Genomic DNA, 25,848 nt, shown 5'->3' with positions numbered 1-25,848 from the left:
TTTTTTGCCTATGCTCTTCGTCCGCGCGCGCTCGCAAAATGTTTGGGCAGGCACCTATTTCGCTGCAACGTTCGATCAATCATGGCGTTTTACGCCCCCAAACGAGGGGAAGTCATGATCGAGAGCCCAGCTTACTGTAACGACCGCGCGCGCGAGCACCGTAAGGCCGCTGAGGCAACGCCGCTCACCAACGTCCGCCAGAAGCACTTGCAGGCCGCGGACACGTGGGAGCGAATGGCTGCGCGGAAACCCACCCTCAGCCGCCATTTGGATACGCCGGCGGGAGACGGATCCTCGGAATAGCGGCAGCCGCGCAGGCTTAGGCCTGGCTATCGCCTTGTGCTTCGATCTCTGCCAGTTCGGCACGGTACTGTTCGATCGACCGCATTAGGAAGCTTGGCGCATCAGGGGATGGGCGTTCTTCCCGCAGCCGGCGGGCCCAGCGCCTCACAAACGTCTCGATGCTCTGCATGGCGTCCTTCGTGTGCTTCGGTGTCGTGATGTGCGTGTCGTTCTCGAGCAACGAGGCGATGCAAAGGGACAGAGTGTCGATAAGGTCATCGGCCGTCGCAACTCTGTCGGAGGACATGGCTCGAAACGTCTGCATCATCGCAGGTACGATGTGCGCTGCGACCTCCTTCTTGTTCTCGTCCGACACGGTGAAATCAGGGGTAGGGGTGGCGGCCAACTTTAGTCTCCTGAGCCAAGGCGAACGCCTAGCAGGCGATCATGCTTGCGCAACGTCTGCAACGAACACCGTTTCCTGAGAAGCTCATCAGCATTTCATGCGTTCTCCTTCGCTTAGGAGAGCAGCTATGTTCGACGAGCAGGAGCACAACCGGGCAGTTGAGCGAGCCCGGGCCCTTCACGCCCAAGAGGAACGTGAGAAAGCGATCGCCAGAAGCCTGCCCCCAGGTCCCGAGCAGGACGAGCACTGGATGCTGGGAGAGCGCCTCTCGGATACTGCTTGGTCGATAGAGGAGGAGTTCGACCTCGATGCTGCGCCGAGCGGCCTATGGCCGGAGGAACAGCTCCCCGCAGGAGGAACCGCAACCCGCGCGCGCAACGAGAGTTCAGCCCGCATGACAGCAAAGCCAAATAAGAAAGCCCGCCCCCAAAACGTCGAAGCCAAACGGCCGTCAAAGGGGTTCCTCAGAAGGAATCGCGGCCTGATTGCAGGAGCCGCAGGTGTGGCGGCCCTTATTGGAGGGGCAATCTACCAAACGCGGAAGCACGCTGATGAGCCGGGTAGCCCCTCAGGCGATACCAGCGCGTAGCTCCGAACACCCGCTAATTGGCAGCGATCGATATCACCCGCCGAGGCTGCGATCTCGGCGAGGCTCAGCGGTTTCGCTTTGAGAGGAGAAGATATGGCAGACGATAAGACGCAGGTTGGTGGCCAGGACCGCCAGCGGATCTCGCTGAGCGAGGACTATGAGGTTCGTGACTGGATGGAATCCTTCGGTGTGTCGAAGGAGAAGCTCGTCGAGGCAGTGAACGCCGTAGGCGATCGTGCTGACGACGTTCGCGAGTATCTAAACCGCTAACACGACGAGTGGCACCGCGCTGAGCAGAGCTGAACCTCGCTCGGCGCACTTCCGCAGTTTCAGCGAGCGGCGCCTCCCGCGCGAGGAGACGGCACATACGGGTAGGCCAAGCGCACCACTTCGGCGGCTTTCTCGATTGCCTCCAGCTCCCCGGGTTTGCCCTTGGGATCGATCCGCCAATTTGATCTGGGCGCGTCGATGATCGGCAGAGCGGTCACTGGTCCGATCAGCTTCAGCCAGTGCGCTTCATCCTCACCCGCCGCGCCGGCTAGAAGGTGCGCAAGCAAGTCGCGGATATCGTCGGTCGTTGTGGGCTTCGTCTCCGGCATGGTGCCAACCCTTCCTACCGCTTCAACACCGGAATAGGAGAAATGGTGGCATGCCCGCGGCGCCGGCACGTGCTGCACCGCAAGCGGATCACGGCTTGCTGGACGCTGCTGTCCGTGCCGAACCGCGAGAGGATCTTGTCTGCGGGCACGTTGATCGTCCGCCCGCATTCGCAGACGATCCGCATGTCCGCGCGCTCCACCGCCCACTCGCCCAGAGTCTTGTACGGACCTTCAACCTTAGCCGGCATATAGCGCTCTATCGAAGATCATGCGGCGTCACCTCCTCGTAGCAGCCGGCGCGCCGCAGCTGCCGCACAATGCCGTTGAACGCAGCAGTCACCCCTTGGGACCGCCCGATCTCATTCTCCTGGCCCGCAGCGTCCCAATAGCAGGTGAGCGGCCACTTCTCCGGGCAGTGGGGCAGCAGGCAGCGCAGCGCCAAGCGGATCTCGGGCAGATCGACACGGGATTGCGCGCACCTGGTCACCCCGCTTCTCAGAATATGCACCGAGAGCGCGATCACGACGCGCTGGTGCCTCGGCAATTTGGCCATGGCTCAATGGAAATCGTGCGACTTGAACCGCACGACGTCCTCCGGATCCATGCCGTCCGCATGCGGCGGCCAGTATTGGTTGCGCGCCTCGGGCTTCCAGGCTTCATCGCCGCGGTCCGGCGAGCCTGCATGCCGCGCGCCGTCGCCGCGGCCAGTCCTGTGCGGGAACGACATCTCACCCACCCGGTGCAGGAGATCGCCGTGGTCGATGATGCGGTCGCAGATGACGTGGATGACCTCGCCTTCCTTCTGCACCCGCCCCTTCAGGCCCACCATCGACGCTGACATGATGGTGCGGCGCTGCGCCTCAAAACGGTCGGGCCAGAGGATCCCATTAGCGATTCCGGTCTCGTCCTCGATCGTGATGAACAAGACCCCCTTTGCCGATCCCGGCTTCTGGCGGACCAGAACGATGCCGGCGACCTCGACGTGTCGACCGTCCCGGATGTTCGCGAGATCGGCGCACTTGGTAACGCCCCGCCGCCGCAAATCGTCCCGCACGAAGGACAGCGGGTGTGCGCGCAGCGACAGCTGCAGCGAGCGATAATCCTCGATCACCTCGCGCCCGTCGGTCAGCGGTCGCAGCGCTACCTCAGGCTCCATCCCTTCCGCGTTGAAGCGCTCGGCCGCGCGATCGGCGGCAGCGAAGAGCGGCAGCGGCGCTTCGCCGAGCCCCCTCACCTTCCAGAGCCCTTGCCGACGATCGGCGCCGAAGCTGTGGAAGGCGTCGCCATCGGCCAGCTTCTCGATCGACGCCCGCGGAACGCCCGACCGCCGCCAAACCTCTTCGACGCTGGTGAAGGGGGCGGTGCCCCGCGCCGCCACGATCTTGGCGCCATCGGCATTCGACAGCCCGCGAATCTGCCGCAGTCCAAGCCGGACAGCCAGGTAGCGGCCGCCCGTCCTCTCGAGCGTGCAGTCCCAGCGGCTCGCATTGATGCAGGGCGGTCGAACCTCAACGCCGTGCTCGCGCGCGTCCCGCACGATCTGCGCCGGCGCGTAGAAGCCCATCGGCTGCGCGTTCATCAGCGCCGCGCAGAACACATCCGGGTGATGGTGCTTCATCCAGCACGAGGCGTAGGAGATCTTCGCGAACGAGGCGGCATGGCTCTCCGGAAAGCCGTAGGAGCCGAAGCCTTCGAGCTGGCGGAAGGTGCGCTCAGCAAACTCGCGCGGGTAGCCGCGCTCGACCATGCCCTCGATCAGCTTCTCGCTGAAGTGGGACACGCCGCCCGTGAACTTGAAGGTCGCCATCGCGCGGCGCAGCTGATCCGCCTCGGCCGCGGTGAAGCCGGCCCCAACGATCGCGACGCGCATCGCCTGCTCCTGGAACAGAGGTACGCCCAGCGTCTTCTCGAGCACCGCGCGCAGCTCAGGGCGTGGGTACTCGGGTTTCTCCAGCCCTTCGCGCCGGCGCAGATAGGGATGCACCATGTCGCCCTGGATAGGGCCTGGCCGCACGATCGCGACCTGAATCACGAGATCGTAGAAGCGCTGGGGCTTCATGCGTGGGAGCATCGACATCTGCGCGCGGGACTCGATCTGGAACGTGCCGAGGGTGTCCGCCTTCTGGATCATGCCGAACACTGCAGGGTCATCCTCCTGCAGATCCTTCATCTCGACGTGCAGCCCCTTCTCCGCCTCAAGCAGGTTGAAGGCGCGGTTCATGCAGCCGAGCATGCCCAATCCCAGGATGTCGACTTTCATGAACTTGAGCGCGTCGATGTCGTCCTTGTCCCACTCGATGATCTGGCGATCCTCCATCGCCGCCGGTTCGATGGGGACCAGATCGTCGAGGCGATCATGGGCGAGGACGAAGCCACCCGGATGCTGACTCATGTGCCTCGGCACCCCGATCAGCTTGCGGGCGAGCTCCAAGGTCAACCGCAGCCGGCGATCTCCGATATCGAGGTTGAGCTCCTCGACCTGCTTGTCCCCCACCCCTTCGGCCGACCAGCCCCAGACCAGGCCAGCAAGCGAGGAAGTCAGGTCCTCGGGTAAGCCGAGCGCCTTACCGACATCACGCACGGCGCCGCGGGCGCGGTAGCGCGTCACGACTGCGGTCAGCGCCGAGCGATCACGCCCATAGGTCTCGTAGATCCACTGGATGATCTCCTCACGGCGCTCATGCTCGAAGTCGACGTCGATATCCGGTGGTTCCCGCCGCTCGCCGGAAACGAACCGCTCGAACAGCAGCTCGTGCTTGATCGGATCAATCGAGGTGACGCCCAGCACGAAGCAGACACAGGAGTTGGCGGCCGAGCCGCGGCCCTGGCAGAGGATCCCGCGCCGGCGCGCCTCGCGCACGATCGCGTAGACGGTGAGGAAGTAGGGCGCATAGCCAAGCTCCTCGATCAGCTTCAGCTCGTGCGCGATCTGATTGGTATAGGCCTCCGGCACGTCGCCATCGAACATCTGGCTCACCGCCTCAGTGGCCAGCTGCGAGAGCGCTTCCTGTGCGGTCAGCCCGTCGATCAGGCGCTCATGCGGGTATTGGTAGGCCAGCTCGCCCAAGTCGAAGGTGCAGGCGCGTGCGATGTCGACGCTCGCTTGCAGCGCATCGGGATAGGCGCGGAAGCGTCGGATCATTTCGTCGGGCGACTTGAGCGCGCGATCGGCGTTTACCTCGCGCCGGTAGCCGAGCTCATCCACCGTGCATTTCTCGCGCACAGCCGTCACCACGTCCTGCAGCAGCCGCGCGTCGGCTGCGTGATAGAGCACGTCGCCGGTCACGACCGCGCGCACGCCGGCACCGCCCGCCTGCCTCGCCAGCGCGTCGATCCGCACCGCGTCCCCGGGGCGACGACGCTGGAACAGCGCCATGTAGCCGCGGCGGCCGTAGACCTTCTTCAGATCGCGGAGGGCGGCCAGGTTCTCCTCGTCGGCCTCATGGGGCAGCAGGATGGCGATGACGCCCTCCGACCAGGTCTCCAGATCGTGCCAGTGGAGCAGGCATCCCCCCTTCCCTGCCCGCTTCTTGCCGACGGTCAGCAGCCGCGTGATGCGGGACCAGGCAGGGCGGTCGGTCGGGTAGAGCAGCAGCCGGCGGCCGCAGGACAGATCCACGCGCGTGCCCGCGATCGAGCGAACCCCCGTCGCCTTCTGTGCTTCCCATGCTCGCACGACGCCGGCAACGGTGCCGATGTCGCTGATGCCGATCGCCGGGTAGCCGAGCAGCGCCGCCGCGGCGAACAGCTCGTCAGGGCTCGAGGCACCGCGCAGCAGCGAGAAATGGGTGAGCACCTGCAGCTCGACATAGCGGCTCATCCGAACACACCGTGCATCCACCAGGACAGGTCGCCCGTGTTGTCCTGGAAGCCGTCGCCGCGGCGGAATACCCAGTAGCGACCGCCCTCCTCGTCCTCCACGCGGTAATAGTCGCGCACCGCCCAGGTCTCAGCATCGCGCCGCCACCACTCGCCGTGGACACGCTCGGGCCCGTCGCCGCCGACGATGGTGTAGCGCTTGCCCCGCCACTCGAAGCGGCGTGGAGGCTGATCGGGCAGCAAAGCCAGCACGTTGAAGAGCGGCTCGGGCCGCGCGAACAGGCGGATCGGTCGCTGCCAACCCGGCCACTCTCCCGGTTGCTCATTGGCATCGACCCGCGCGACCGCGCGCTCGGGCACATGGCTCTCGACAGGCGCAATGCGGAAAACGGCGCTGGGGCCGATCCTGCCGGCGATGACGTCGACGAGGCGCGAGGGGTCGCGGACCATCGTGTCGCCGGCGAGCACAGCGCCAAGGTCAAGGGCATCGAGCGGCTCGGTGTGCGGCGCGACGAGCCAGAACTGCTCGAGACCCATGCCGGGATCGATGCGATCGATGCGCAGCTTCAGTAGCCGGAGAAGGTGCGATACCTCGCGCGTCGGCCGAGATGTGCCGATCGCCACCACCTGCTCGCCGCCGTCGACGCGCAGACCCGTCAATCGAAGGGATCGAGCGCCGAGACCCCTCTCCTGCAGCACTTGGGCCAGGTCGCCCAGCAGATCGCCCATGACCTGCTCGATCGCCTCGGCCGTGCCGATCGGCTCCAGCAGTCGGCGCTCGACGAACGGCACCTCAGCGTCCTCACGAGGCGTGATGGGCTCGGCCAACGCGCCCAGCGCCTGATCGAGGCGCTCGATTGCCGGCAGACCGAGGCGTCGCGCGAGCGGGCCACGCGCGACAGGCAAGAGGTCTGCAATGCGCTCGAACCCGAACTTGCGAGCTGCAGCTTGTGCAGTCGCGGATAGGCGGAGGGCTGCGATCGGCAGCGGTGCGAGCGCGCCAGCGGTCCGGCCAGGCTCGACCCGGATCAGATCCTCTATGCCATAGCGGGCAAGGGCATGTGCCGCGCCGGGAGTGTCGGCCACTGCGACGCGCGCGGTGAAACCCGCGCGTCGGCAGAACTGGTGGAGCCGTCGGCAGAACCGCTCCTCGCCGCCATGCAGGTGCTCGCAGCCGGTGAGGTCGATCCAGATCCCGTCGGTCGGCGTCACAGCCGCCGTCGGCGACCAGCGGCGCACCGCCAGCAGCGCTAGGCGATCGAGAAGCGCTGCGTCGGCCTCGGGCTCCGCGGGACGGAAGTCCAGGTCAGATACCAAGGCGCGAGCGTGCGTGGCGGCCATGCCGGGGCGAATGCCCAGCGCCTGCGCGCCTAGGCACGCGGCCACAACTTCCTCGCGGCGGCCCACCTTCCCCACCAGCGCCAGCGGCGACTCTGATGTGATTTCAATATGAAAACGCGATGATTCCGTGGTGCTTACACTGTGAATTGCCTTGTACGGGTTGCTGGCGGGCTCCGAGCGTCGGCCGAGCTCGCGCATCGGCGGCTTCGCGTGCGAGGGCAGCGCTGCGATCTGCGCTTCGACGTCAGCGCGGGGATCAGCACCTTGCCGCGCCCAGCGGGCACCAGGTCGCCAGCCTCCGCGCCTCGGCACCGAGCAAGCGCCGGGATCATCGTCGACGGGGAGCTGAAGTGCTGGCCGCTCAGGCGGTCGCGATGCGGGCCGTTCCAACCGTCTCAGCCGCTCGATGGCCAAGTTCGGCAGGAACAGCGAGACGACCCGTCTCATCGCTACCCTCCACGATCAGGGAGAAGGATGCCCCACCACGCTGGCGTGCCAGCTCCACTGACCAGCGCGGCCGCCCCACCCCGGCGACGCTCAACCGCTCGGACGGTGCGGCGCCAATGCGCCACCGAGTCCATGCAGCCGACGGTTCGTCCAGCGGATCCTGGTCGCGGGCTCGCCGGCGGCGCAGCAGCAGCACCGGCATGTCCGCCTCGGCGGCCACAAGCTGAAGGCGGCGCGTCGCGACCATCGACACCCGGGTTGCCTCGGCCACGATTACAGACGGGGTGCCGTCGCGCACCGCGTCCTCGATGACGGCCAGGAGTGCGGCATCGTCACGGGGCTGCGCGTAGATCACGCTGGAGGATGGCAGGCCCGCTTGAGCCAGCCCTGGCGCGTACAGGTCGCTGCGGCAGCTCGCCCACAGAACCGGTCCATTCGCCTCTGCGGCTTCGCGCGCGGCGATACTGGCGAGGAAGAGCGTCGTCGCGGCATCGTCGACCATTGCGACGCTCCGCGCCGACGCCTCGTGCAGCGCACCGGCACGCAGCCCCCCTGCCCCGAGCCTGCTGTCGATCGCGTCGACGCCGAAAGGCAGCACCCGGTAGTCGGTCGCGGGCGTCGCGATCGTGCGGAGGTGCGCTATGCTGGGCGCAAGGGACTCGAGAGCGACGGTCATCGTGTTCTAAGACTCTACTCGTTCCCTTTATGTTCCCTTAAGGGGCTCGATCGGTCAAGGCGGGGCAATCACGGAGCTGTGGATTGACGGAACGGACGTGGAACAGCCCATGGCTTCCGAGGTTCGTTGCAGAGGAGGATCCGGATGCTAGATTGCCCCCATGTGCAATAGAGCGCGCTATAGCGGTGAACCCGAAACGCTGTTTGGATCTGCGGCCGAGCTGTTTGAGGAGCGGCCTCGAGACAACCGGTTCAACCCGGTCGAGCTGCGGCCGAAGTCGCGGAATTATGTCATCCGCGAGCAGGATGGGAAGCGGGCCTGGGACGTGATGACGTGGGACGTCCTCGGCGGGCAAGCCGCTTACCCGATGACGAACGTGAGGAACCTCAAGCTCCGCCAGTGGCGCCGGCTAGCTGAAAAGCCTGAGAACCGGTGCATCATCCCGCTAACCGAGTTTTGCGAGTTCACCCCGGAGAAGCACGATCTGGGTGACGGCAAGCCGCCGCTGAAGGGCGAAATGTGGTTCAGCGTTGTGGATCAGCCGACCTTCGCCGTTGCCGGCTTCTGGCAGCACACGGCCATCGGCCCCAGTTTCACGATGGTGACGTGCGACGCCAACGCCTTGGTTGATCCGATCCATCCCAAGGCGATGATCACGATCCTTGAGCCTTCCGATGTGGACCGATGGCTTAGTGGATCGTACGAGGACATCGTGGACCTGCAGCGGCCCTATGATGCTAGCCGCATGACCGTTGCTGGTCCGGTTTTCCCGACGAGGCAGCAACCACCTTCGGCATAGACCTGGACGCCCTCCGTCGCTGGCCAAGTACGGCTCACCCGCCGCGCGTTCTCGAGATTAACGTACAACGGCGGGCGCGCGCGCTGCGGTACGAGTGCGTTTCCTCAGCCGATCGGGGTGATGCGAGCCTCGAAGAAGGCCCAGTTGCCATCCTTGTCCTTGAAGTCCGGTCCATCCGCCCAAGCCGATTGAAGGGACGCAAAATCCTGCATCAGGAACATCACCGTCTCGCGGTGCCCCTCTGAAATTTTGATCGTCTGATGCTCTTTCGCGTAGAGCTCGAACGTGGGATCTCCCGAAGGCCAGTCGTAGGTAAAGACGTCAAGCTCCGCCAGCATTAGAGACGAGGGTGGGTTCTTGAGATAGATAGCTAGCTGAGGCCGCTCGATCGAGTATCCACTGCTCTCTTGCTTCTCGAAGATCAGATCGAACGCGGCAAACATGTAGTCGCCATCATCGAAATGCCCCATGCCCACGGAGCTCGGGCTGGTGTACTCGATCCACCCTTTGTCCGGGACGCTCGGGCGATCCGGCCTCAGCGTAAGCCACGGCGTTTTCAGGTCATAGGGAGTGGTCTTGCCTAGAAGCTTGGCGACGCGAGCACCTCGCGTGCGCATCAGCTCGGCACTGCGGGCCTGGTCGATCCGGACCCTCTTTGGATCAAATCGCTTCGTGGTGATCGTTCGTAGAATTCTTGGAGAAAGCATCGTCGAATCCCCCCAGGTGAGGCCTCGAACTATCGCTGAAAGCACGGAGATCTTCAAATTAAAGTTCGGCTTCTGAAGATCTTGAACTATCTTGTTTGGCAGGCATCTTATTCCGCTCGCCTGACTGCACCGTCGCTAATCTGATGGCCCGATTTCGATCTCTTTGGCCGCCGCACCAGTTGATACTCGACGCCGATGCGTCGAGGCGCGCTGGCGCGTCTTGAGAGGGTTCGCTCAACAAACTGCCGCGCGGCGGATTCTGATTGGAATGACACGCGCAGGCGTGAACCAGCCGCCCCGATGCGTCCCCACGCGAGCTCTACGAGCACGCACCCGAATAGATCTTCGCTGACGGTGATCTCGTAGGATCGCGCCATATTCTTGGCATCACAGCGAGCCTCGAGCTCGCAACGCCAATCGATCAGCTTGGTCGGCAGGTCCAGCATGGCTGAGACCTGCTTTGTTCTCCGCGACGAAGCCAACGGAGAGTTTGAATCAGTGGATGCTTGGTGATTCAGCCGTTCGATCAATGCCTGAGGCCCCGTGCCTGAGTCGGGCGGCAGGCGCCGGTGGCGAGTTAGGTTTTGAAGACCTAAATCCCGGCAATGACAGCTCACTCAAAACCGTTGCTTGATGGCCCCAGGCTCGCTCCTGTCGCGGGCGGTAAACCAACTGGCTTAGTCGTACTCCTCCACGGATACGGGTCCAATGGCGACGACTTGATCTCCCTTGCCAGGATGATCCAACCCTCCCTGCCGGGGATAGCCTTCGTTGCTCCAAACGCGCCATCGCTGATGCCGCGGATGGCAAACGCTCACCAGTGGTGGCCCATTGAGACGTTCTCGGCCGCGGAGCGGGCGATGGGTGTTGCAAACGCGGCGCCTGATCTGGACCGATTTCTCTCAAACGAGCTGAAATCCCATGGTCTCGCAGACGACCGACTGCTGATTGTCGGCTTCAGCCAAGGCGCCATGATGGCGCTCCATGTAGGGCTGCGCCGACGGAACGGGATTGCTGGGATCATCGGTATCTCGGGGATGCTCGTCAATCCGGCGAGCCTGAAGGCGGCGATTACCAATCGGCCGCCGGTACTGCTGATCCATGGGTCGGCAGATGATGTGGTGCCGTTTCGATCTCTGGAACTGGCGTCGCAGGCACTGAGCGCTGCACACGTCCCCGTCACCACGCACATTTCGAGCGGCCTCGGACACTCAGTGGATCAGGAGGGGCTTGCGGCGGCCGCAGCCTTCGTAGCTCGCGTGTTGTCCTGATGCACGAGTGGTTACGCGTGCTCTTGGGCCGTATGCCGCCAGGCAGCTTTTAGGGCGAGAAATGCGAAAGCGGACATCGGCTTGCGGCGGCCGACTCGTGCTTTCAGGTATCGCGTCCCCTGTCCGCCTCTGGGCCGTAAGCTGCCAGGCGGCTTTTGGGCTCCGAAATGCGAAAGCGGACATAGGCTTGCGGTGCCTGACTCGTGCTATCAGGTATCGCGTCCCCCGCCCGCCTCTGGGCCGTGAGCTGCCAGGCAGCTTTTGGGTGCGGAAGTGCGAAAGCGGACATAGGCTCGCGGTAGCTGACTCGCGCTATCAGGTATCACATCTTCTGCCAGATTGAGTTGGAACGGTAATCACCAGCGGTGTGCCCCATTGCGGCAGCAGGCTCCGAGGGCCTCAATCCCTTATTGTTCCCTCCTGTCTTTGCCTTGGCCCGGTGCTAATTGCAGACCCATGAGCCGCCTCTCTTCACCGTCCGATTCGAACGAATATGTCCAGCTTCTTGAGACGCTGAAGGAGCGCATTCGGTCGTCTCGCCTCAAGGCTGCGCTCGCGGTCAACGAGGAACTGATTCTCCTCTATTGGGGTATCGGACGAGACATCCTCCACCGGCAGGAAAGCGCCGGTTGGGGGGCAAAGGTCATTGATCGGCTGTCGTCGGACCTGAAGCGCGACTTTAGCGAAATGACCGGATTTTCGCCACGGAATCTCAAATACATGCGAGCCATGGCCGAGGCCTTCCCTGATCGCGAAATCGTGCAACGGGTCATTGCACAATTGCCATGGGGGCACGCAATCACGCTTGTCGAGGCGGTCAAGGATCCCGCTCAGCGCACTTGGTATGCCGAACAAGCAAGGGAGCATGGCTGGAGCCGGAAGGTGCTTACTCACCAAATCGGCAGCGACCTGTTCGGGAGGCAGGGGAAGGCTATCACCAACTTCGCTCGCACCCTCCCCGCACCGCAATCGGAGCTCGCCCAAGCACTCCTGAAGGATCCCTACAGCTTCGACTTCCTGGGCTTGGGACCGGACATATCAGAGCGCGAACTCGAGCGTAGTCTTCTCGATCACCTTCGCTCATTGATTCTCGAGCTGGGCAAAGGATTCGCTTTCGTCGGTAGCCAATATCACCTCGAGGTAGGCGGGCAAGACTATTACCTCGATCTTCTGTTCTATCACCTCCAATTGCGCTGCTTCGTTGTCGTCGAGCTCAAGATCGAAGAGTTCAAGCCAGAGTTCGCCGGCAAAATGAACTTCTACCTTTCGGCGGTTGACGATCTGCTGCGTCATAAGGAGGACGCGCCAACGATCGGCATCATTCTGTGCCAAGGCAAGAACGCTGTGGTCGTTGAATATGCGCTGAGGGACTCTCTGAAGCCCATGGGCGTAGCGGAATATAAACTTTCCCAAGCGCTGCCCACTCCGCTTCAGGCCGCCCTGCCTACGGCCGAGGAGCTTTCCCACGAATTTCCGCTTCTTTCCTTGGTGAAGCTACGGATCGACATCGAACGGCAACTGCGCGCCCTTGCCGAGGAAACCGGGGTGGCGTCCGAAGGGCCGATGGGATTGAACGAACTGGTTAGGGCTAGCGAAGGTGTGCGCCAGCTGCCGTCCACGGCCAAATTCATGCGGATCGTAGACGTTCTTCACAAGGCGGCCCACGGGGTTGAGGTGCCAAGGAACGATGCGGATCACGCGACCAAGATCTCTCAGCTCTTCCTCGCCGACATCCAAGAGTATCGAGCGGCTCGCTAACGCTAAGGCCGCCTCAACGCCTGCCATCGGCCGGGGTGCCGGGGGCGATCGCAAACCTCGCAACCGAAGCATCTGGGACATTGCTGCCCTTCTGGAAAAATAGGCTGAATGGCGGCTTTTGACATACGCCGACGATCAGCGTCCCCACAGGCAATATCGAAGAATGACAGAAAAGAGGCTACCACGCACCTCGCCGTCGCCAAAAACTTGAGAATCGCTTGAGGCCTCTTGTTGCCGCCTTTGGTTCTGCGGCACGCCCCCCGCAGCATAATGCTGCGCGGCATTGAGCATCGATTAGTCTGGCGCGAGCTCAACAACCAAGCGATAACAGCAACTACGCTTTGCTCCCAATCGCCACAACCGCCCGCGTTGTCAGTGTGATCTGCCCGTTTACCGCATGCTCGTCGACCAACGACTGGATCGCCTCTTCCACCTGCATCCGTTCTTCGGGCTGCAGCGCCCTATAGGATGGCATATATCCATGAAGGTCGCGAAGCGCGTCGAGATAGGCCGGTCCGGCGACGCCCTTCCACTCCGCCTCAATCTCCTCGACCCGCACCTCGTGCAGCCCGCTATCCAGCAGAGCACGTTCCATGCGCAGGGGATCGGACAGTGCGACAAATCCTTCCGGTGCAGGCGGCGCCGGCCGATCGGGGAAGACGGCGCGCATTGCGCGCGCCATGAGAAGGAAAGGCCCACCGCCCGGGAGCGTACGCCAGGTCGCCAGTGCCACGATGCCTCCCGGGCGGACTACACGGATCTGCTCGGCGAGTCCGCGCCGCCAATCCTGGAACAGGCTGACGCCGAGGATCGAGACGGCGATGTCGAATGCGCCGTCATCGAAGTCGAGCGCCTGCCCATCCATGACGAACGCGTCGGCGTCCGGAAAAGGCTTCAGGCGATCGTTGAGCAGTTCGACCATACCGGGAGCAATGTCGACCGCCGTCACTCGTGCGCCGCTATGCGCTGCGGGGATCGCCAGCGCGCCGCTACCGGCACCGATGTCCAGCAGGCGCGTTCCGCGGCCTATCGCCCCGAGCCTTTGAAGGACCGAATGCGCTATCGGTCCCGTGATGCGCGTCGCCGTCTTTTCGTAGGTCTGCGCGAACGCCAGGGTCATGTGCGGCGAGATCGAGGACGCATTCATTCTCGTTACTTTCTGGTAGTGCCCTTGAGCGAGGCAGGTGCAGCCGGCGAACGTCGGACCATCGTCCAACGTCTGCGACTTGGCCCGCCGCTTTCAGGTGATTTTTGCCGGACGCTACTTGCTCACTTTTTCGATCTTCCCGCAGGCGATCGGCAGCGTGACATGCGACGGCACCGGCCCGAGCGAGGCCACCGAGGTGGGCAGGCCGGAATTGCTCTCGACGCCGTGCACGTAGAGCACGCGCTTCTCCAGATCGATATGTCTGCCCTTGTAGGTTCGATCGAACGTCGCGGCGAGTTGGGCGAGCGGCACCGATTTCACATATTCGAAATCGCCGGCACGGGATGCGTGCGGATAGGTGTGCGTTGGGATCTGCATGTCTTCGGGTCGGTCGTTGAACGGCACCATCGTCGTCCCGGACATCGGCTCGGTCTCGATCAGGTCAACAAACCCGTCCTTGTTGGTGTCGTCTCGGGCGGCGGCGCACGTCGCGTTACGTGCGTCCGGGAAGCCGTGGAAATGCTCCCAATGCTCGATATTGGCCGGAACGCCGCGCATCTTGATCCGCACTTCCAGGTGGTCGCCGACGATCCGTAGCGTGGCATCACCTTCGGCCGCGCTTCCGATTTTGCCGCTGTTCAGCGCGGTGAGATGCGCGCGGTAGGTCTGCGCCTGTGCCGTCGCAGCAGCACAGGTCAAAACGAACGCCGCGCCGATCAGCGTGGCGGAAATTGGTGCGCCCATTTGTGGCCTCCATGAAGGACGGAGAGGACCAGACGCCTCCCGACAACGACTGGGTAAACGCCTTAAATGGCATATGTCAAAGATATTTATGTCATATATTATTTGTCGATTACTGAGCTTGATTTGCGCAGTCGCCGCTCGATCTCGACGCGCGCGCGTGGTTGCGTGCCGCACCTTTTCGGCGGCGGTGGGTCGATCCAGTCCGCGATAGCGCCGGTTTCGGCGGCGAAGCTCAAAAGGTCCGTCTGGCATCTTCCAGCGGCGGTTGATCGAAGAAATCGATCTGAAGCTCGACGGGCCCGACGAGCTGGACGAAGTGTGCTTCCTGCGGCGCGACGGTGACCCAGCGCGTCGGCGTCAGCAGATAGGGTGGCGTGCCATCCATCGGGTTATACTGCAGCGCGCCCGCCAGGATGCGGATTTGCGCCCACACACCCGCTTTCGTGCGGTGCTCGCGCTGCAACCCTTGCGGCAAGGTCGCCGCGGTGAATATCGGCGATGAACGATAGGGCTGCGCCGCAGCCAGGATGTCGATGGTTTTCATTGCAGCTCCTCTTTTCGATGCGGTCCGGGCGGTGCGCCGAGGATCGTCGCGCCGCCCCCGGTCGTCAGGCCGCGATGAGTTCGTCCGCGGGGCCGAAAAACTCATAGTGGATACGATCCGCGGCGACGCCGGCCAGCGCCAAGCCGCTTACAAAGGCACGCAGGAACGGCTTGGGACCGCAAAGATAGATGTCGGCGTCGTGCAGCGGCGTGGTGCGCGCCAGCCAGTCGATCGAGACGAAACCTTCGCCATCATGCGTTTCGCCGAGACGATCCGCGGTACCGGGCTCGCTGTAGAAGGTTGCGACGCGCAACTTGCCATGCTCGGCAGCCAGGCCGCGGACATGCGCGTCCATCGCGTGCGTGTCGCTGTTGGTGGTGGCGTGCACATAATGCGCCTCCAGGTCCGCGTGCTGGGCGGCGATCGTCTCCGCCATGCTGACCATCGGCGTCAGGCCGACACCGCCGGACAGCAGGATGACGGGGCGTTGCGGCGCGTCGCTAAGGAAGAAGTCGCCTGCCGGCGGTGTGGTTTCCAGCACGTCGCCGACCTGTATATCGTCGTGCAGGTAGCGGGATCCCCCCTGCCCGTCGGCCTCCCGCTTGACCGAAATCCGATAGAAGCGGCCATTGGGTGCGCACGAGATCGAATAGTTGCGCTTGAGCTCGGGGGCACCCGGAGGCTGCAGGCGGAACGTGAGATATTGTCCCGGGCGATGGCGCAGGACCGGTCCGCTATCTGCGGGGCGGAGCACGAACGACGTGATGGCGCTGCTCTCGCGAATCTTCTCCGCGACGACGAACTGGCGCCAGCCGTGCCAACCGCCTTCGGCGCGTTGGATCTCGCCGCGCAACACCGCCTCGCGCGCGGTCAGGAGGTTGGCGAGGAACCAATAGGCTTCGCCCCAGGCCTTCAGCACCGCCTCGCTGGCAGCCTCGCCGAGGACCTCCTGGATGGCGCCCAACAGCGCGTTGGCGACATAGGGATAATGTTCGGGCAGGATGTGATAACCGACATGCTTGTAGGCGATCCTGTCGATCACCGGCGCCAGCGCGCCGAGATTGTCGATATTCTGCGCGTAGGCGAGGATCGCCGCCGCCAGCGCATGCACCTGCGCGCCGCTCTCTCCCTGGTTGGCGTGGTTGAACAGGTTGCGGATATGCGCGTCCTCGAAGAGGCGCGCGTACATGGCGGTAGTGATCGCCGTACCGTGCTGGGCGAGGGCCGGGACGGTCGCCTTCACCGTCTCGATGGTGGCTTGGCTGAGCGGTTCGGTCATGATGGTCTCCTTGGCAGATGCAGGGTCAGAGCAACGCGCCGCGGGACGCGGAGCGGTAGTGCAGGGCGAGTTGCAGGCTTTCGGCGATGCGCGCGGCCTTGGCCTGCATCGCCTTGGCGGTCGCGGGCGGCAGCATTTCGTCGGTCGTATGTCCCCAGAGCTGGAGCCACCGCGCGAAGGCCTCAGGGGTCAGCGCCTCGGCATGGCGGGCGTGCAACGCCACGGGATTGCCCTTGTACCGGCCGCTGGTGAGCATCACCGACGACCAGAAGTCGGTCAGCCGGGCATGATGGTCGTTCCAGTCATCGATCGCGGCAGCGAACACCGGGCCCAACGCCTCGTCAGCCCGGACCCGCGCATAAAAGCGTTCGACGACGGGGCGGATCTCCCCCTCCTCCAGCGCGGCATCGGTCATTGCGGCACTCCCGAATCATAACATCTATGTCGGATGCATCTTATTCGGCTAAAAAGATACATAGCAAGTGAATCTTTCTCTTGCGCCGTCGCCCAGAAAGAGTCATTTCGATTGCACCTTATGCGACTCGCCACCCTGACGCGCCGCGCATCGAGGGAGGAAGACATGATCCACCACGTTCCCGTCCGCATCGACCACCGCCGGCCCGAAAACCTCGGCGACCGGATCGCACTCGACTTCACCAAGACGATGCGCTTCTTCGCGGATGCGCTTTTCCGCGAGCGTCACGGCCACCGCGCGATCGTCATCGAAACGGTTGCGGCCGTACCGGGCATGGTCGGCGCTACCCTGACGCATCTCCGCTGCCTGCGCCGAATGAGCGACGACCAGGGCTGGATCCGCACGCTGATGGAGGAAGCCGAGAACGAGCGGATGCACCTGATGACCTTCGTCAACGTGGCGCAGCCCAACCTGTTCGAACGGCTACTAATCCTGCTGGTGCAATGGGGCTTCTACTGCGCCTTCTTCGCGCTCTACCTGGTCGCACCCCGCATAGCGCACCGCGTCGTCGGCTATTTCGAGGAAGAGGCGGTGATCAGCTACACCCATTATCTCGAAGCGATCGACGCCGGACGGATGGCCAACGACCCCGCCCCCGCCATCGCGTGCCATTACTGGAAGATGCCCGCGAGCGCGACGCTGCGCGACGTGGTGCTCAAGGTCCGTGCCGACGAGGCGCATCACCGCGACGTCAACCACGGCTTCGCCGACGAACTCGGCGGCAAGGAGGCCCGCGAGAGCGCGCCCTATCCGGAACATGCCGCGCAGCTCGACGCGGCATGAAAAGGGCCTACCCAGCGCTCGAACGGCCCGGCCCGCGCCGGGCCGTTTCGCGCGTCCCGCGGCGATCTGCTAAGCACCGCCGATGCAACTGACCCGATATACCGATTACGCCATTCGCGTGCTGCTGCATGTCGGCGCGCGGGACGAAGGAAGCCTGTCCTCCATCGCCGAGATTGCCGCGGTGTACGACATCTCCAAAAGCCATCTGATGAAGGTGGTGCAGGACCTCGGCCAGGCGGGCTTCCTCACCACCGTGCGCGGTCGCAACGGCGGCCTCAAGCTCGGCAGGCCGGCCGAGGAGATCTCGATCGGCCAGATCGTCCGTCGTACCGAACAGGGGTTCGACCTGGTGGACTGCAGCGCGTGCATTATCGCACCGGCCTGTGGCCTGCCCAATATCCTCAGCGAGGCCACCCAGGCGTTCCTCGCCGTTCTCGATCGCTACACGCTTGCCGATGTGCTGCGCCGGCGCGCGGACCTTCGCGGTCTGTTCGGCGGGTTTCAGCAACTGAAGACGACAATCAAGCAGGTCGTGAACGAGGCCGAGGCGGAAGGCGCATTGGATCAGGCATAGCGCGTGGGCAGCCCCGCTTTACTCGCCGACAAGTGCCCACTAGGCGTGCAGGATGCCGCACTCCTATCTACACGGCGAAACGGCCGCCGACATCGCTGCCTCGATCGAGCGCGCCGTGCGTCTCGAACACGTACTGCCCGGGGACCGGCTTCCCAGCGTGCGCGATGCAGGCGAGTTGCTGGGAGTGAGTCGGAACACCGTCGCCGCAGCCTATGGCCGGTTGCGCGACGCCGGCCTGCTGATCGGCGGACCCGGGCGCGGCGGCATGCGGATCGCGCGCGTCCATCCGTTCGAAGGGCGTGCGCTGGAGCTGCCGAGCGGCGCGTGCGACCTTGCCTCCGGCAACATCGATTCCGCCTTCCTGCCCCGGCTGGAGCATGTCCTCACCGACGTCGACCTGCGCAGCAGCGGCTATGATGCCGAGAGCGACGATCCCGGCTTCGTCGCCCTTCTCCGCGAGCGCCTGGGCTTCGAAGGCCTCGACACGCGGCACTTGTGCCTGCTGTCCGGCGCCCTGGACGCGATCGAGCGGGCGCTCCGCACGCATATTCGCCCGGGTGCCTATGTCCTGGTCGAGGATCCCGGGTTTCCGCCGCTCTTCGATCTGCTGCGGTCGCTCGGCGCACGCCTGAAGCCGATGCCGATGGATGCAGAGGGCCCGACGGTCGAAGGCGTCGCCGCCCAGCTTCGCGGGGGCGGCGCGGCCGCGGTCATCCTTACGCCGCGCGCGCAGAACCCTATGGGCGTCGATATCAGCCCGGCACGCGCCCGCGCGCTGACCGCGCTCTTCGCGAACCATCCGGACATGCTGGTCATCCTGGACGATCACTGGGGCCCGCTGTCCGAGCACAGCCTGGCCATGTTGCCGCCGCGACAGGGCCGCTGGCTGTTCATCCGATCGGTATCCAAGTTCCTCGGACCCGATTTTCGCCTGGCGATCGCCTTGGGCGACGAGGTGACGATCGATCGCATCCGGCGCCAGCATGCGCTCGGCCCGCGCTGGGTCAGCCGGTTGCTGCAACGCATGGCCGGCGCCCTGTGGCAGTCGCCCGAAACCGAGCAGCAGATGGAGAAGGCTCGGGTCGCCTATCGCAAGCGGCGGAAGGCGTTCCTCGCCACCCTCGCCGAACATGACATCCCGGCGATGGGCACGTCCGGGGTCCATATCTGGGTTCCCGTTCGACGCGAGGCCGAACTGGTGCAGGCAATGCTGGGGCTTGGCTGGGCCGTGCAGGCGGGCGAACCCTTCCGCATCGACAGCCCGCCGGCCGTGCGGATCGGACTTGCCAACTTGACCGTCGACTCGGCCCGAAAGGCAGCGAAGGACCTGGCCCAGTGCCTCACCGGCCCCCGTCGCTTTCTTAGCTGACACAAGCACCCCGCTGTAATCCCACCCGTATCGACGCTACGCACATCGCGGCAGATTGCGCCGTTTTAATGCAATTTTATGTCATGTGTCATTGAAAATATTTGTTGTGCCAAAACCTGAGAATGACCCTATCCCATTGTTAACCGAGGATTGGGAGGGGTTCGATGACCAAGCTGACCACCGCATTCGGCGCGCCTGTCGCCGACGACAACAACATCCAGACGGCGGGGCCGCGCGGACCAGCGCTGCTCCAGGACGTGTGGTTCCTCGAGAAGATCGCGCATTTCGATCGGGAGGTGATTCCGGAGCGACGGATGCATGCCAAGGGCGCGGGGGCGTTCGGCACCTTCACCGTAACGCACGACATCACCCGCTTCACCAAGGCGAAAATCTTTTCCGAGATCGGCAAGCAGACCGAGATGTTCGTCCGCTTCTCCAGCGTCGCCGGCGAGCGTGGCGCCGCCGATGCCGAGCGCGACATCCGCGGCTTCGCGATGAAGTTCTACACCGAGGAAGGCAATTGGGATCTCGTGGGCAACAACACGCCGGTGTTCTTCATCCGTGACCCGCTCAAATTCCCCGATCTCAACCACGCTGTGAAGCGCGATCCCCATACCGGCCTGCGCAGCGCCGAAAACAACTGGGACTATTGGACGCTGCTGCCGGAGGCGCTGCACCAGATCACCATCGTGATGAGCGACCGCGGCATCCCGAAAACGTGGCGGCACATGCACGGGTTCGGCAGCCACACCTTCAGCTTCATCAACGCTGCGCAGGCGCGGGTGTGGGTGAAGTTCCACCTGCGCACGCAGCAGGGCATCGCCAACCTGACCGATGCCGAGGCGCGGCAGGAAATTGGCGGTGATCGTGAAAGCCATCAACGTGACCTCCATGCGAGCATCGCCGCGGGCAACTTCCCCAAGTGGACGATGTACGTCCAGGTCATGACCGAGGAGGAGGCACTGCGCTCCCCCTTCAATCCGTTCGATCTTACCAAGGTGTGGCCGAAGGCCGACTACCCGCTGATCGAAGTCGGCGCATTCGAGCTGAACCGCAATCCGGAGAATTTCTTCCAGGATGTCGAGCAGGCGGCGTTCGCTCCGTCGAACATCGTGCCGGGCATCGGCCTGTCGCCGGACAAGATGCTGCAGGGACGCCTGTTCTCCTATGGCGATGCGCAGCGCTATCGCCTCGGCGTCAACCACGCCCAGATCCCCGTGAACGCGCCGCGCTGCTTGGTTCATAGCTATCATCGGGACGGGGCAATGCGTGTCGACGGCAATGGCGGGCGCAACGTGCACTATGCCCCCAACAGCAAGGGCGTGCTGCAGGACCAGCCCGATCTTGCCGAGCCGCCGCTGCCTATCGATGGCGCCGCCGCGCATTGGGATCATCGCGAGGACGGCGACTATTTCAGCCAACCCGGCGCGCTGTTCCGGCGGATGACCCCCGATCAGCGGCAGGCGCTGTTCGAGAACACGGCGCGGGCCATTCACGGCGCGTCGGCGCCGGTGATCGCGCGGCACATCGCCAACTGCAGCCAGGCCGATCCGGCCTATGGCGACGGCGTGGCCGAGGCGATCGCCAGGCTGCAACAGCCCAGAAGCGAGCCCAACGCCGTCACCGATCAGGCCGCTTGATCGGCGTTACCGATGGTCGGCGCGGCGCGCCGGCCATCCTTTCGCGCCACCGGGGGAAGCCGCGCATGTTCACAGGCCTTTCTGCCTTTCCGCCGACGCCGAGCGACGCAGACGGCGTCGTCGATGCCCAAGCCTTCGCTATGCTGATCGACCGCGCGGCCTCGGCCGGCGTCGATTCGATCTGCATTCTCGGCAGCACCGGCGGCTTCGCCTATCTGGATCGGCCGCAGCGCGTCCGCGCGGTCCGCATTGCCGTCGAGGCGTGCAGTGCGCGCGTGCCGATCGTGGTCGGGATCGGGGCGATGCGCACGCGCTGGTGCACCGCCCTCGCCCAAGACGCCGAGCAAGCCGGTGCCGACGGGCTGCTGCTTCCACCGCTCGCCTATCTGCCCCTGACCCAAGGCGAGGTGGTGACGCACTACATGGCGGTCGCCGGGGCCACCGGGTTGCCGCTGTGCATCTACAACAATCCGTCGACCACCCCCTTTCACTTCACCGGCGATCTGATCGGACGCCTGGCAGGCGTGCCCAACATAGATGCCATCAAGATGCCGCCGAGCGGCGATCCCGCGGCGTCGCTGGCCCTGCTTCGCGCGACAACTCCGTCCGGGTTCAAGATCGGGCATAGCGGCGACTGGGAAGCGGCCGCCGCGCTCGGCGCGGGCATGGACGCCTGGTTCAGCGTCATTGCTGGCCTGCTGCCCGCACCCGCTCTGCGCCTCACGCGTGCGGCACAGCATGGCGACATCCAGCAAGCCCAGGCGGTCGATGCGGCCTTCGCACCCTTGTGGGGGCTCTTCCAGACTCACGGCAGCTTTCGTCTGCTTTCGAACATCGGCGACCGGCTGGGCCTGCGGCTCGGCGATCCGCCCCTGCCGCTCCAGCGAGTCGATCGCGAGGTCGCGTCGCAGATCGATGCCTGTCTGGTGCAGCTGGCTGCGCTCTAGCCTTGCCGCGGGACGTGACCGACCACTGCCTCGTTCGCCGCGGCCGAGCCATCGGACACGCGCCCCTGTTCCGTGAACCGCTCCCATGCATCCTCCTGCGCGCTTGCGGGCGCCTCGGCATGTTCGGGGCAATTGAGGCGCAGATGGCGATCGCCGAAGGCCGCATCGACATAGGCGCAATGATGCGGGTTCAGCTTGTCCGCATGGACGAACGGACGGAAATGCTCGCAGGTGACGCACATGCGCTGATGCGGGATTTCGTCGCGGACCTGCAAAGCCCGGATCACCTTGACCAGCGCCCGCAGCAACGCCGCCTGCTCGGCCGCATCCAGCGTATCGACCGCATCGGCAAGGAAGTCCGGCCACTCGCGGGTCTGATCGGCAAGCGCCTCGCCCTCCGACGTCAGGACGAGGCTGATCGAGCGCTTGTCGAGGCCGGGCGTCTTGGCGGCGAGGCCCTTGGTGACCAGCGTGTTCATCGCCTCGCTGGCGGTCGGCGCGGAGATCCCCAGCAACTTGGCAATCGCACCCAGCCGCATGCCGTCCGGCGCGTCGCGCAGCAAGCCCAGCGCATGGCCCTGGGTGGGGGTGACGCCCGCGGTGCCTGCACCTTTCCAGGCGCGGCTCCGCAGCACGAGCCCGATCTTCGCCAGGCCGGAGGTCACGCGCTTTGCGATCGGTTCGCTGATGGCATCGAAGATAGCGGTCAAAAGATAGCACTCCTAACAATCAGCTTGACGGCTGCTTGGTCATTAGTTAGCACACCTAACATTCCTTGTCCAACCACAGGGGCACGGAGGAACCGGAGGATATCATGAAGATCAAGTCCCATCTCTTCGCCGGCCTGGCCATCCTGGCCGCGCTTCCCGCCAGCGTGCCCGCGCAGCAGATCGCGGCGAAGCAGGGCAACGCTGCCAATGCCGACTTCGACATCGTCCACACCGAGATAACGCGCGCCGGCAAGGACCTGATCTTCAAGATGGCGGTGAGCGGCAAGGCCGGCGCGACCCATCCGACGCCCTCGGGCAAGCTCGCCGGGTCCTCAGTCTACTCTTATGTCTGGCCCACCAGCATCAATTCGGCCGCGGTCGGGTTCGAAAAGGATCAGGGGATCCTGGCATTCGCCGTGACGTCGCATCCCGACTTCGACGATACGCCGCTCTACGACGAGAATGGCGATGGCGATAAGACCAACGACGGCAATCTCTGGCACAGCCACTGGGTCGTCCTGGTGCCGGACGAGGCCTGCGGCAAGGGCGCGCTCAAGATCCGCGACATCCCGGAAGGTACCAAGCCGAAGCTGCCGGCAACCTGGCCCGGCCTGCCGATCCTGATCGACAGCCCCAAGATCACACCCAAGCTGACCGGCACGACGGTTACCGTGCGCGTGCCGGCCGCCAAGCTCGGCAACACCGCGGGCGTCAAGTTCGACGGGGTGACCTCGGGGCTGCGGATCAACCAGTCGGTGCACGCGCCGCTGGTCTGCGTCGCCGATGTCTTCGACGTGGCGAGCGGCGACCTCAGCCTGCCGGGCCGCATCCGCAACTGAAGTGAAGCGGGATCGGGCAGGCATCGGCTTTCGGTGGAAACCTGGACGCCTGCCCACCGCAGAAGGAAAACACATGCCAATGCCAATTTCCGCGGCGCCCGAATGGCAGGTCGAGCGCTGGCTGAACACCGACGCGCCGCTCTCGCTTTCGGCATTGCGCGGCAAGGTCGTGCTTGCCGGCGCCTTCCAGATGCTGTGCCCGGGGTGCGTCTCGACGCTCATCCCCCAGCTGATCGAGGTCCACCGGACCTTCCCGACCCAGGACCTGGCGGTGATCGGCCTGCACACCGTGTTCGAGCATCACGAAGCGATGGGCCCAGCCGCGCTTGCCGCTTTCGTTCACGAATATCGCATCCCCTTCCCCATCGGCATCGACCACCCAGGCCCGCGCGGGGATCTCATGCCGCGGACAATGCGCCGCTACCGCATGCAAGGCACCCCCACGCTGCTCTTGATTGACCAGGAGGGGAGGCTGCGTCGCCAGATGTTCGGGCATGTTCCCGATTTGCAGCTGGGCGCGCTGCTGGCCTCGTTGCTGGAAGAACAAGCAGGGCCGATTGTCGACGCGCCCGTTCTCGATGAGCCGTCGGCATCTGCCGGCGGAACCTGTACCGAGGCGGCCTGCACTCTGCGCTGAGCCGCATTGTCCAACCGAGCCGCACTCTACCTCGAGCGTGGGAGCCACCCGTGCCAAAGACCGTCGTCGCCATTCGCCACCTGATGTTCGAGGACGTCGGCTGCTTCGCGCCCGTGCTCGAATCGTCAGGCTATGAACTCCGCTACGCCGATGCTGGAATCGATGCGCTAAGCGAACCGATGATCGAGCAGGCGGATGTTCTGATCGTGCTGGGCGGGCCCATCGGGGCCTATCAGGAGCGGGAATATCCCTTTCTGGCCGAGGAGTTGGCGCTGCTCCACAAGCGTCTTGAGCGTGATCTCCCCACCTTGGGCATCTGCCTGGGTGCACAGTTGATGGCGCGCGCGCTCGGTGCAGAAGTGAGACCGGGACCTCGGTCCGAAATTGGCTTCGCACCGCTGACGCTTACCGATGCAGGCGCTCGCTCGCCCCTGGCCGCCTTCGTAGATGCGCCCGTATTGCATTGGCACGGGGATGTGTTCGGCTTGCCACGCGGCACGACACGCCTCGCCTCCACCGAGGCCTGTACCAACCAGGCCTTTTCGCGCGGGCCCAACATACTGGGCTCGCAGTTCCACCCGGAAGGGGCTGGCGACGCGTTCGAACGCTGGCTGATCGGCCATGCCGCACAACTGGTGGCAGAGGGCGAAGACGTCCCGTCGCTGCGCCAGCACCACGCCGCACTCGCGCCGCAGCTTCGCGCCAATGCGGAAAACTTCCTCCGCACGTGGCTTGCGGGATTGGCGGGCTGAGCTGATGGTGTCGATCGACACCTTGCGTGTGGGCCGGGCCGCACCTCACGGCAAAGATGGCTATCGCAGCGGCATTGCCAAATATCCCGTCGATGTACCGACCAGGCTAACTCGCGACGGGTTCGTCGGAGACGAACAGGGCGACCGGCGCTTCCATGGCGGCCCCGAAAAGGCAGTGCATCACTATGCGGCCGAACATTACGGCCATTGGCGCGAGGCGCTGCCGAGGGCCAATTGTCTAGAACCCGGCGGCTTCGGTGAAAACCTCTCGACGCACGGAATGGACGAAGCCGATATTGCGATCGGGGACGTTTTTCGCATTGGCACCGCGCTTGTGCAGGTCAGCCAAGGCCGCCAGCCCTGCTGGAAGCTCAACGATCGGTTCGGCATAGCGGACATGGCCGAACGCGTGCAGTCCACCGGGCGCGCCGGCTGGTATTACCGCGTGCTTGAGGAAGGCATCGTGGCAACCGGAAGCGAATGTCACCTGATCGATCGACCGACCCCCGAATGGACGGTGCGGCGCGTATGGCAGATCTTCTATCTCGATCCGCTCGATCGCGCGAGCTTGGAAGGGATCACCGCACTTCCCACCCTATCAGACTCCTGGCGCGGACATGCTCGGCGACGTCTTGAGACGGGTAAGATCGAAGATTGGCGCCAGAGACTGTATGGACCCTCGGGCGCCCCAGCCCGCCTTGCGACGGAGTAGCA

Annotated in this window: 29 protein-coding genes; 14 read left to right on the top strand and 15 right to left on the bottom strand. The window is 64.5% G+C overall.

The window, feature by feature from the left end; all coding sequences use genetic code 11:
• Positions 1-319: 319 nt before the first annotated feature.
• On the bottom strand, positions 320-688 hold the full coding sequence (locus ABIC35_RS19735; protein WP_147425965.1) for a hypothetical protein: 369 nt from the start codon (positions 686-688) through the stop codon (positions 320-322).
• Positions 689-815: 127 nt separating this feature from the next.
• Here ABIC35_RS19735 and ABIC35_RS19730 point away from each other — a divergent pair, with 127 nt between their 5' ends.
• Entirely contained in the window at positions 816-1,277 is a 462-nt protein-coding gene (locus ABIC35_RS19730; protein ID WP_147425967.1) for a hypothetical protein, read from the top strand.
• Between the two features lie 93 nt (positions 1,278-1,370).
• Positions 1,371-1,547 (top strand): DUF3606 domain-containing protein, encoded by a 177-nt coding sequence (locus tag ABIC35_RS19725; RefSeq protein WP_121079690.1) that lies wholly within the window; start codon positions 1,371-1,373, stop codon positions 1,545-1,547.
• A gap of 59 nt (positions 1,548-1,606) precedes the next feature.
• On the opposite strand, the gene ABIC35_RS19720 is transcribed toward ABIC35_RS19725, so the two are convergent.
• The 6 genes from ABIC35_RS19720 to ABIC35_RS19695 form a co-directional block, all read right to left on the bottom strand.
• Positions 1,607-1,876 (bottom strand): hypothetical protein, encoded by a 270-nt coding sequence (locus tag ABIC35_RS19720; RefSeq protein WP_121079692.1) that lies wholly within the window; start codon positions 1,874-1,876, stop codon positions 1,607-1,609.
• 14 nt (positions 1,877-1,890) lie between these two features.
• Entirely contained in the window at positions 1,891-2,124 is a 234-nt protein-coding gene (locus ABIC35_RS19715; RefSeq protein ID WP_121079693.1) for a hypothetical protein, read from the bottom strand.
• An 8-nt stretch (positions 2,125-2,132) separates the two neighbouring features.
• Positions 2,133-2,399: a hypothetical protein gene (locus ABIC35_RS19710; RefSeq protein ID WP_354278567.1), complete on the bottom strand. Its 267-nt coding sequence runs from the start codon at positions 2,397-2,399 to the stop codon at positions 2,133-2,135.
• Between the two features lie 33 nt (positions 2,400-2,432).
• Positions 2,433-5,696, bottom strand: coding sequence for an error-prone DNA polymerase (locus ABIC35_RS19705; protein ID WP_121079696.1), 3,264 nt, complete (start codon positions 5,694-5,696; stop codon positions 2,433-2,435).
• Positions 5,693-7,234, bottom strand: a complete 1,542-nt coding sequence (locus ABIC35_RS19700; RefSeq protein WP_354278566.1) for a DNA polymerase Y family protein — start codon at positions 7,232-7,234, stop codon at positions 5,693-5,695. Before ABIC35_RS19700 ends, ABIC35_RS19705 begins: the two co-directional genes overlap by 4 nt.
• Positions 7,235-7,397: 163 nt before the next feature.
• Positions 7,398-8,159 (bottom strand): ImuA family protein, encoded by a 762-nt coding sequence (locus ABIC35_RS19695; RefSeq protein WP_183049514.1) that lies wholly within the window; start codon positions 8,157-8,159, stop codon positions 7,398-7,400.
• Positions 8,160-8,319: 160 nt separating this feature from the next.
• Between ABIC35_RS19695 and ABIC35_RS19690 the strand changes: the two genes are divergently transcribed.
• A complete protein-coding gene (locus ABIC35_RS19690; RefSeq protein WP_121079698.1) occupies positions 8,320-8,958 on the top strand; it encodes an SOS response-associated peptidase family protein in 639 nt (212 codons plus the stop codon).
• 104 nt (positions 8,959-9,062) lie between these two features.
• On the opposite strand, the gene ABIC35_RS19685 is transcribed toward ABIC35_RS19690, so the two are convergent.
• Positions 9,063-9,722, bottom strand: coding sequence for a hypothetical protein (locus ABIC35_RS19685; protein WP_147425968.1), 660 nt, complete (start codon positions 9,720-9,722; stop codon positions 9,063-9,065).
• Between the two features lie 50 nt (positions 9,723-9,772).
• Positions 9,773-10,111 (bottom strand): WGR domain-containing protein, encoded by a 339-nt coding sequence (locus ABIC35_RS19680; protein ID WP_121079702.1) that lies wholly within the window; start codon positions 10,109-10,111, stop codon positions 9,773-9,775.
• A gap of 159 nt (positions 10,112-10,270) precedes the next feature.
• Between ABIC35_RS19680 and ABIC35_RS19675 the strand changes: the two genes are divergently transcribed.
• Entirely contained in the window at positions 10,271-10,936 is a 666-nt protein-coding gene (locus ABIC35_RS19675; protein WP_121079704.1) for an alpha/beta hydrolase, read from the top strand.
• A gap of 456 nt (positions 10,937-11,392) precedes the next feature.
• Positions 11,393-12,694, top strand: coding sequence for a PDDEXK nuclease domain-containing protein (locus ABIC35_RS19670; RefSeq protein ID WP_121079706.1), 1,302 nt, complete (start codon positions 11,393-11,395; stop codon positions 12,692-12,694).
• A 334-nt stretch (positions 12,695-13,028) separates the two neighbouring features.
• On the opposite strand, the gene ABIC35_RS19665 is transcribed toward ABIC35_RS19670, so the two are convergent.
• From ABIC35_RS19665 to ABIC35_RS19645, 5 genes are all read right to left on the bottom strand, one after another.
• Entirely contained in the window at positions 13,029-13,841 is an 813-nt protein-coding gene (locus tag ABIC35_RS19665; RefSeq protein ID WP_220667397.1) for a class I SAM-dependent methyltransferase, read from the bottom strand.
• 114 nt (positions 13,842-13,955) lie between these two features.
• Complete coding sequence (locus ABIC35_RS19660) at positions 13,956-14,585, bottom strand: hypothetical protein (protein WP_220667398.1); 630 nt, start codon at positions 14,583-14,585, stop codon at positions 13,956-13,958.
• A 232-nt stretch (positions 14,586-14,817) separates the two neighbouring features.
• Positions 14,818-15,129, bottom strand: coding sequence for a DUF1971 domain-containing protein (locus ABIC35_RS19655; RefSeq protein WP_183049515.1), 312 nt, complete (start codon positions 15,127-15,129; stop codon positions 14,818-14,820).
• 64 nt (positions 15,130-15,193) lie between these two features.
• Positions 15,194-16,408, bottom strand: a complete 1,215-nt coding sequence (gene hmpA, locus ABIC35_RS19650) for an NO-inducible flavohemoprotein (RefSeq protein ID WP_121079710.1) — start codon at positions 16,406-16,408, stop codon at positions 15,194-15,196.
• Between the two features lie 25 nt (positions 16,409-16,433).
• Positions 16,434-16,823, bottom strand: a complete 390-nt coding sequence (locus ABIC35_RS19645) for a group III truncated hemoglobin (RefSeq protein WP_121079712.1) — start codon at positions 16,821-16,823, stop codon at positions 16,434-16,436.
• A 165-nt stretch (positions 16,824-16,988) separates the two neighbouring features.
• Here ABIC35_RS19645 and ABIC35_RS19640 point away from each other — a divergent pair, with 165 nt between their 5' ends.
• The 5 genes from ABIC35_RS19640 (at position 16,989) to ABIC35_RS19620 (ending at position 22,196) form a co-directional block, all read left to right on the top strand.
• Entirely contained in the window at positions 16,989-17,666 is a 678-nt protein-coding gene (locus ABIC35_RS19640) for an alternative oxidase (protein ID WP_121079714.1), read from the top strand.
• 82 nt (positions 17,667-17,748) lie between these two features.
• Positions 17,749-18,240, top strand: a complete 492-nt coding sequence (locus ABIC35_RS19635; RefSeq protein WP_121079716.1) for an Rrf2 family transcriptional regulator — start codon at positions 17,749-17,751, stop codon at positions 18,238-18,240.
• A gap of 52 nt (positions 18,241-18,292) precedes the next feature.
• Positions 18,293-19,609, top strand: coding sequence for an aminotransferase class I/II-fold pyridoxal phosphate-dependent enzyme (locus tag ABIC35_RS19630; protein WP_121079718.1), 1,317 nt, complete (start codon positions 18,293-18,295; stop codon positions 19,607-19,609).
• Between the two features lie 164 nt (positions 19,610-19,773).
• Positions 19,774-21,249 carry a catalase gene (locus ABIC35_RS19625; protein WP_121079720.1) on the top strand — a complete coding sequence of 492 codons (1,476 nt, stop codon included), beginning with the start codon at positions 19,774-19,776 and terminating at the stop codon, positions 21,247-21,249.
• Positions 21,250-21,314: 65 nt separating this feature from the next.
• Positions 21,315-22,196, top strand: coding sequence for a dihydrodipicolinate synthase family protein (locus tag ABIC35_RS19620; protein ID WP_121079722.1), 882 nt, complete (start codon positions 21,315-21,317; stop codon positions 22,194-22,196).
• On the opposite strand, the gene ABIC35_RS19615 is transcribed toward ABIC35_RS19620, so the two are convergent.
• Positions 22,193-22,906, bottom strand: a complete 714-nt coding sequence (locus ABIC35_RS19615) for a MarR family winged helix-turn-helix transcriptional regulator (protein WP_121079724.1) — start codon at positions 22,904-22,906, stop codon at positions 22,193-22,195. The two genes, ABIC35_RS19620 and ABIC35_RS19615, sit on opposite strands and share 4 nt — an antisense overlap.
• Before the next feature lie 104 nt (positions 22,907-23,010).
• On the opposite strand from ABIC35_RS19615, the gene ABIC35_RS19610 reads away from it, so the two are divergent.
• From ABIC35_RS19610 to ABIC35_RS19595, 4 genes are all read left to right on the top strand, one after another.
• Positions 23,011-23,745: a hypothetical protein gene (locus ABIC35_RS19610; RefSeq protein WP_121079726.1), complete on the top strand. Its 735-nt coding sequence runs from the start codon at positions 23,011-23,013 to the stop codon at positions 23,743-23,745.
• 79 nt (positions 23,746-23,824) lie between these two features.
• Positions 23,825-24,382, top strand: a complete 558-nt coding sequence (locus ABIC35_RS19605) for a redoxin domain-containing protein (protein ID WP_121079728.1) — start codon at positions 23,825-23,827, stop codon at positions 24,380-24,382.
• Between the two features lie 50 nt (positions 24,383-24,432).
• Positions 24,433-25,134, top strand: a complete 702-nt coding sequence (locus tag ABIC35_RS19600; protein WP_121079730.1) for a glutamine amidotransferase — start codon at positions 24,433-24,435, stop codon at positions 25,132-25,134.
• A 4-nt stretch (positions 25,135-25,138) separates the two neighbouring features.
• Complete coding sequence (locus ABIC35_RS19595) at positions 25,139-25,846, top strand: MOSC domain-containing protein (protein WP_121079949.1); 708 nt, start codon at positions 25,139-25,141, stop codon at positions 25,844-25,846.
• Positions 25,847-25,848 lie beyond the last annotated feature (2 nt).

This window comes from Sphingomonas trueperi, from assembly GCF_040545965.1.
Taxonomy (GTDB): Bacteria; Pseudomonadota; Alphaproteobacteria; order Sphingomonadales; family Sphingomonadaceae; genus Sphingomonas; species Sphingomonas trueperi_C.
The sequence above is the reverse complement of the archived record's forward strand: the minus strand, read 5'-3'. Positions and strand labels throughout refer to the sequence as shown.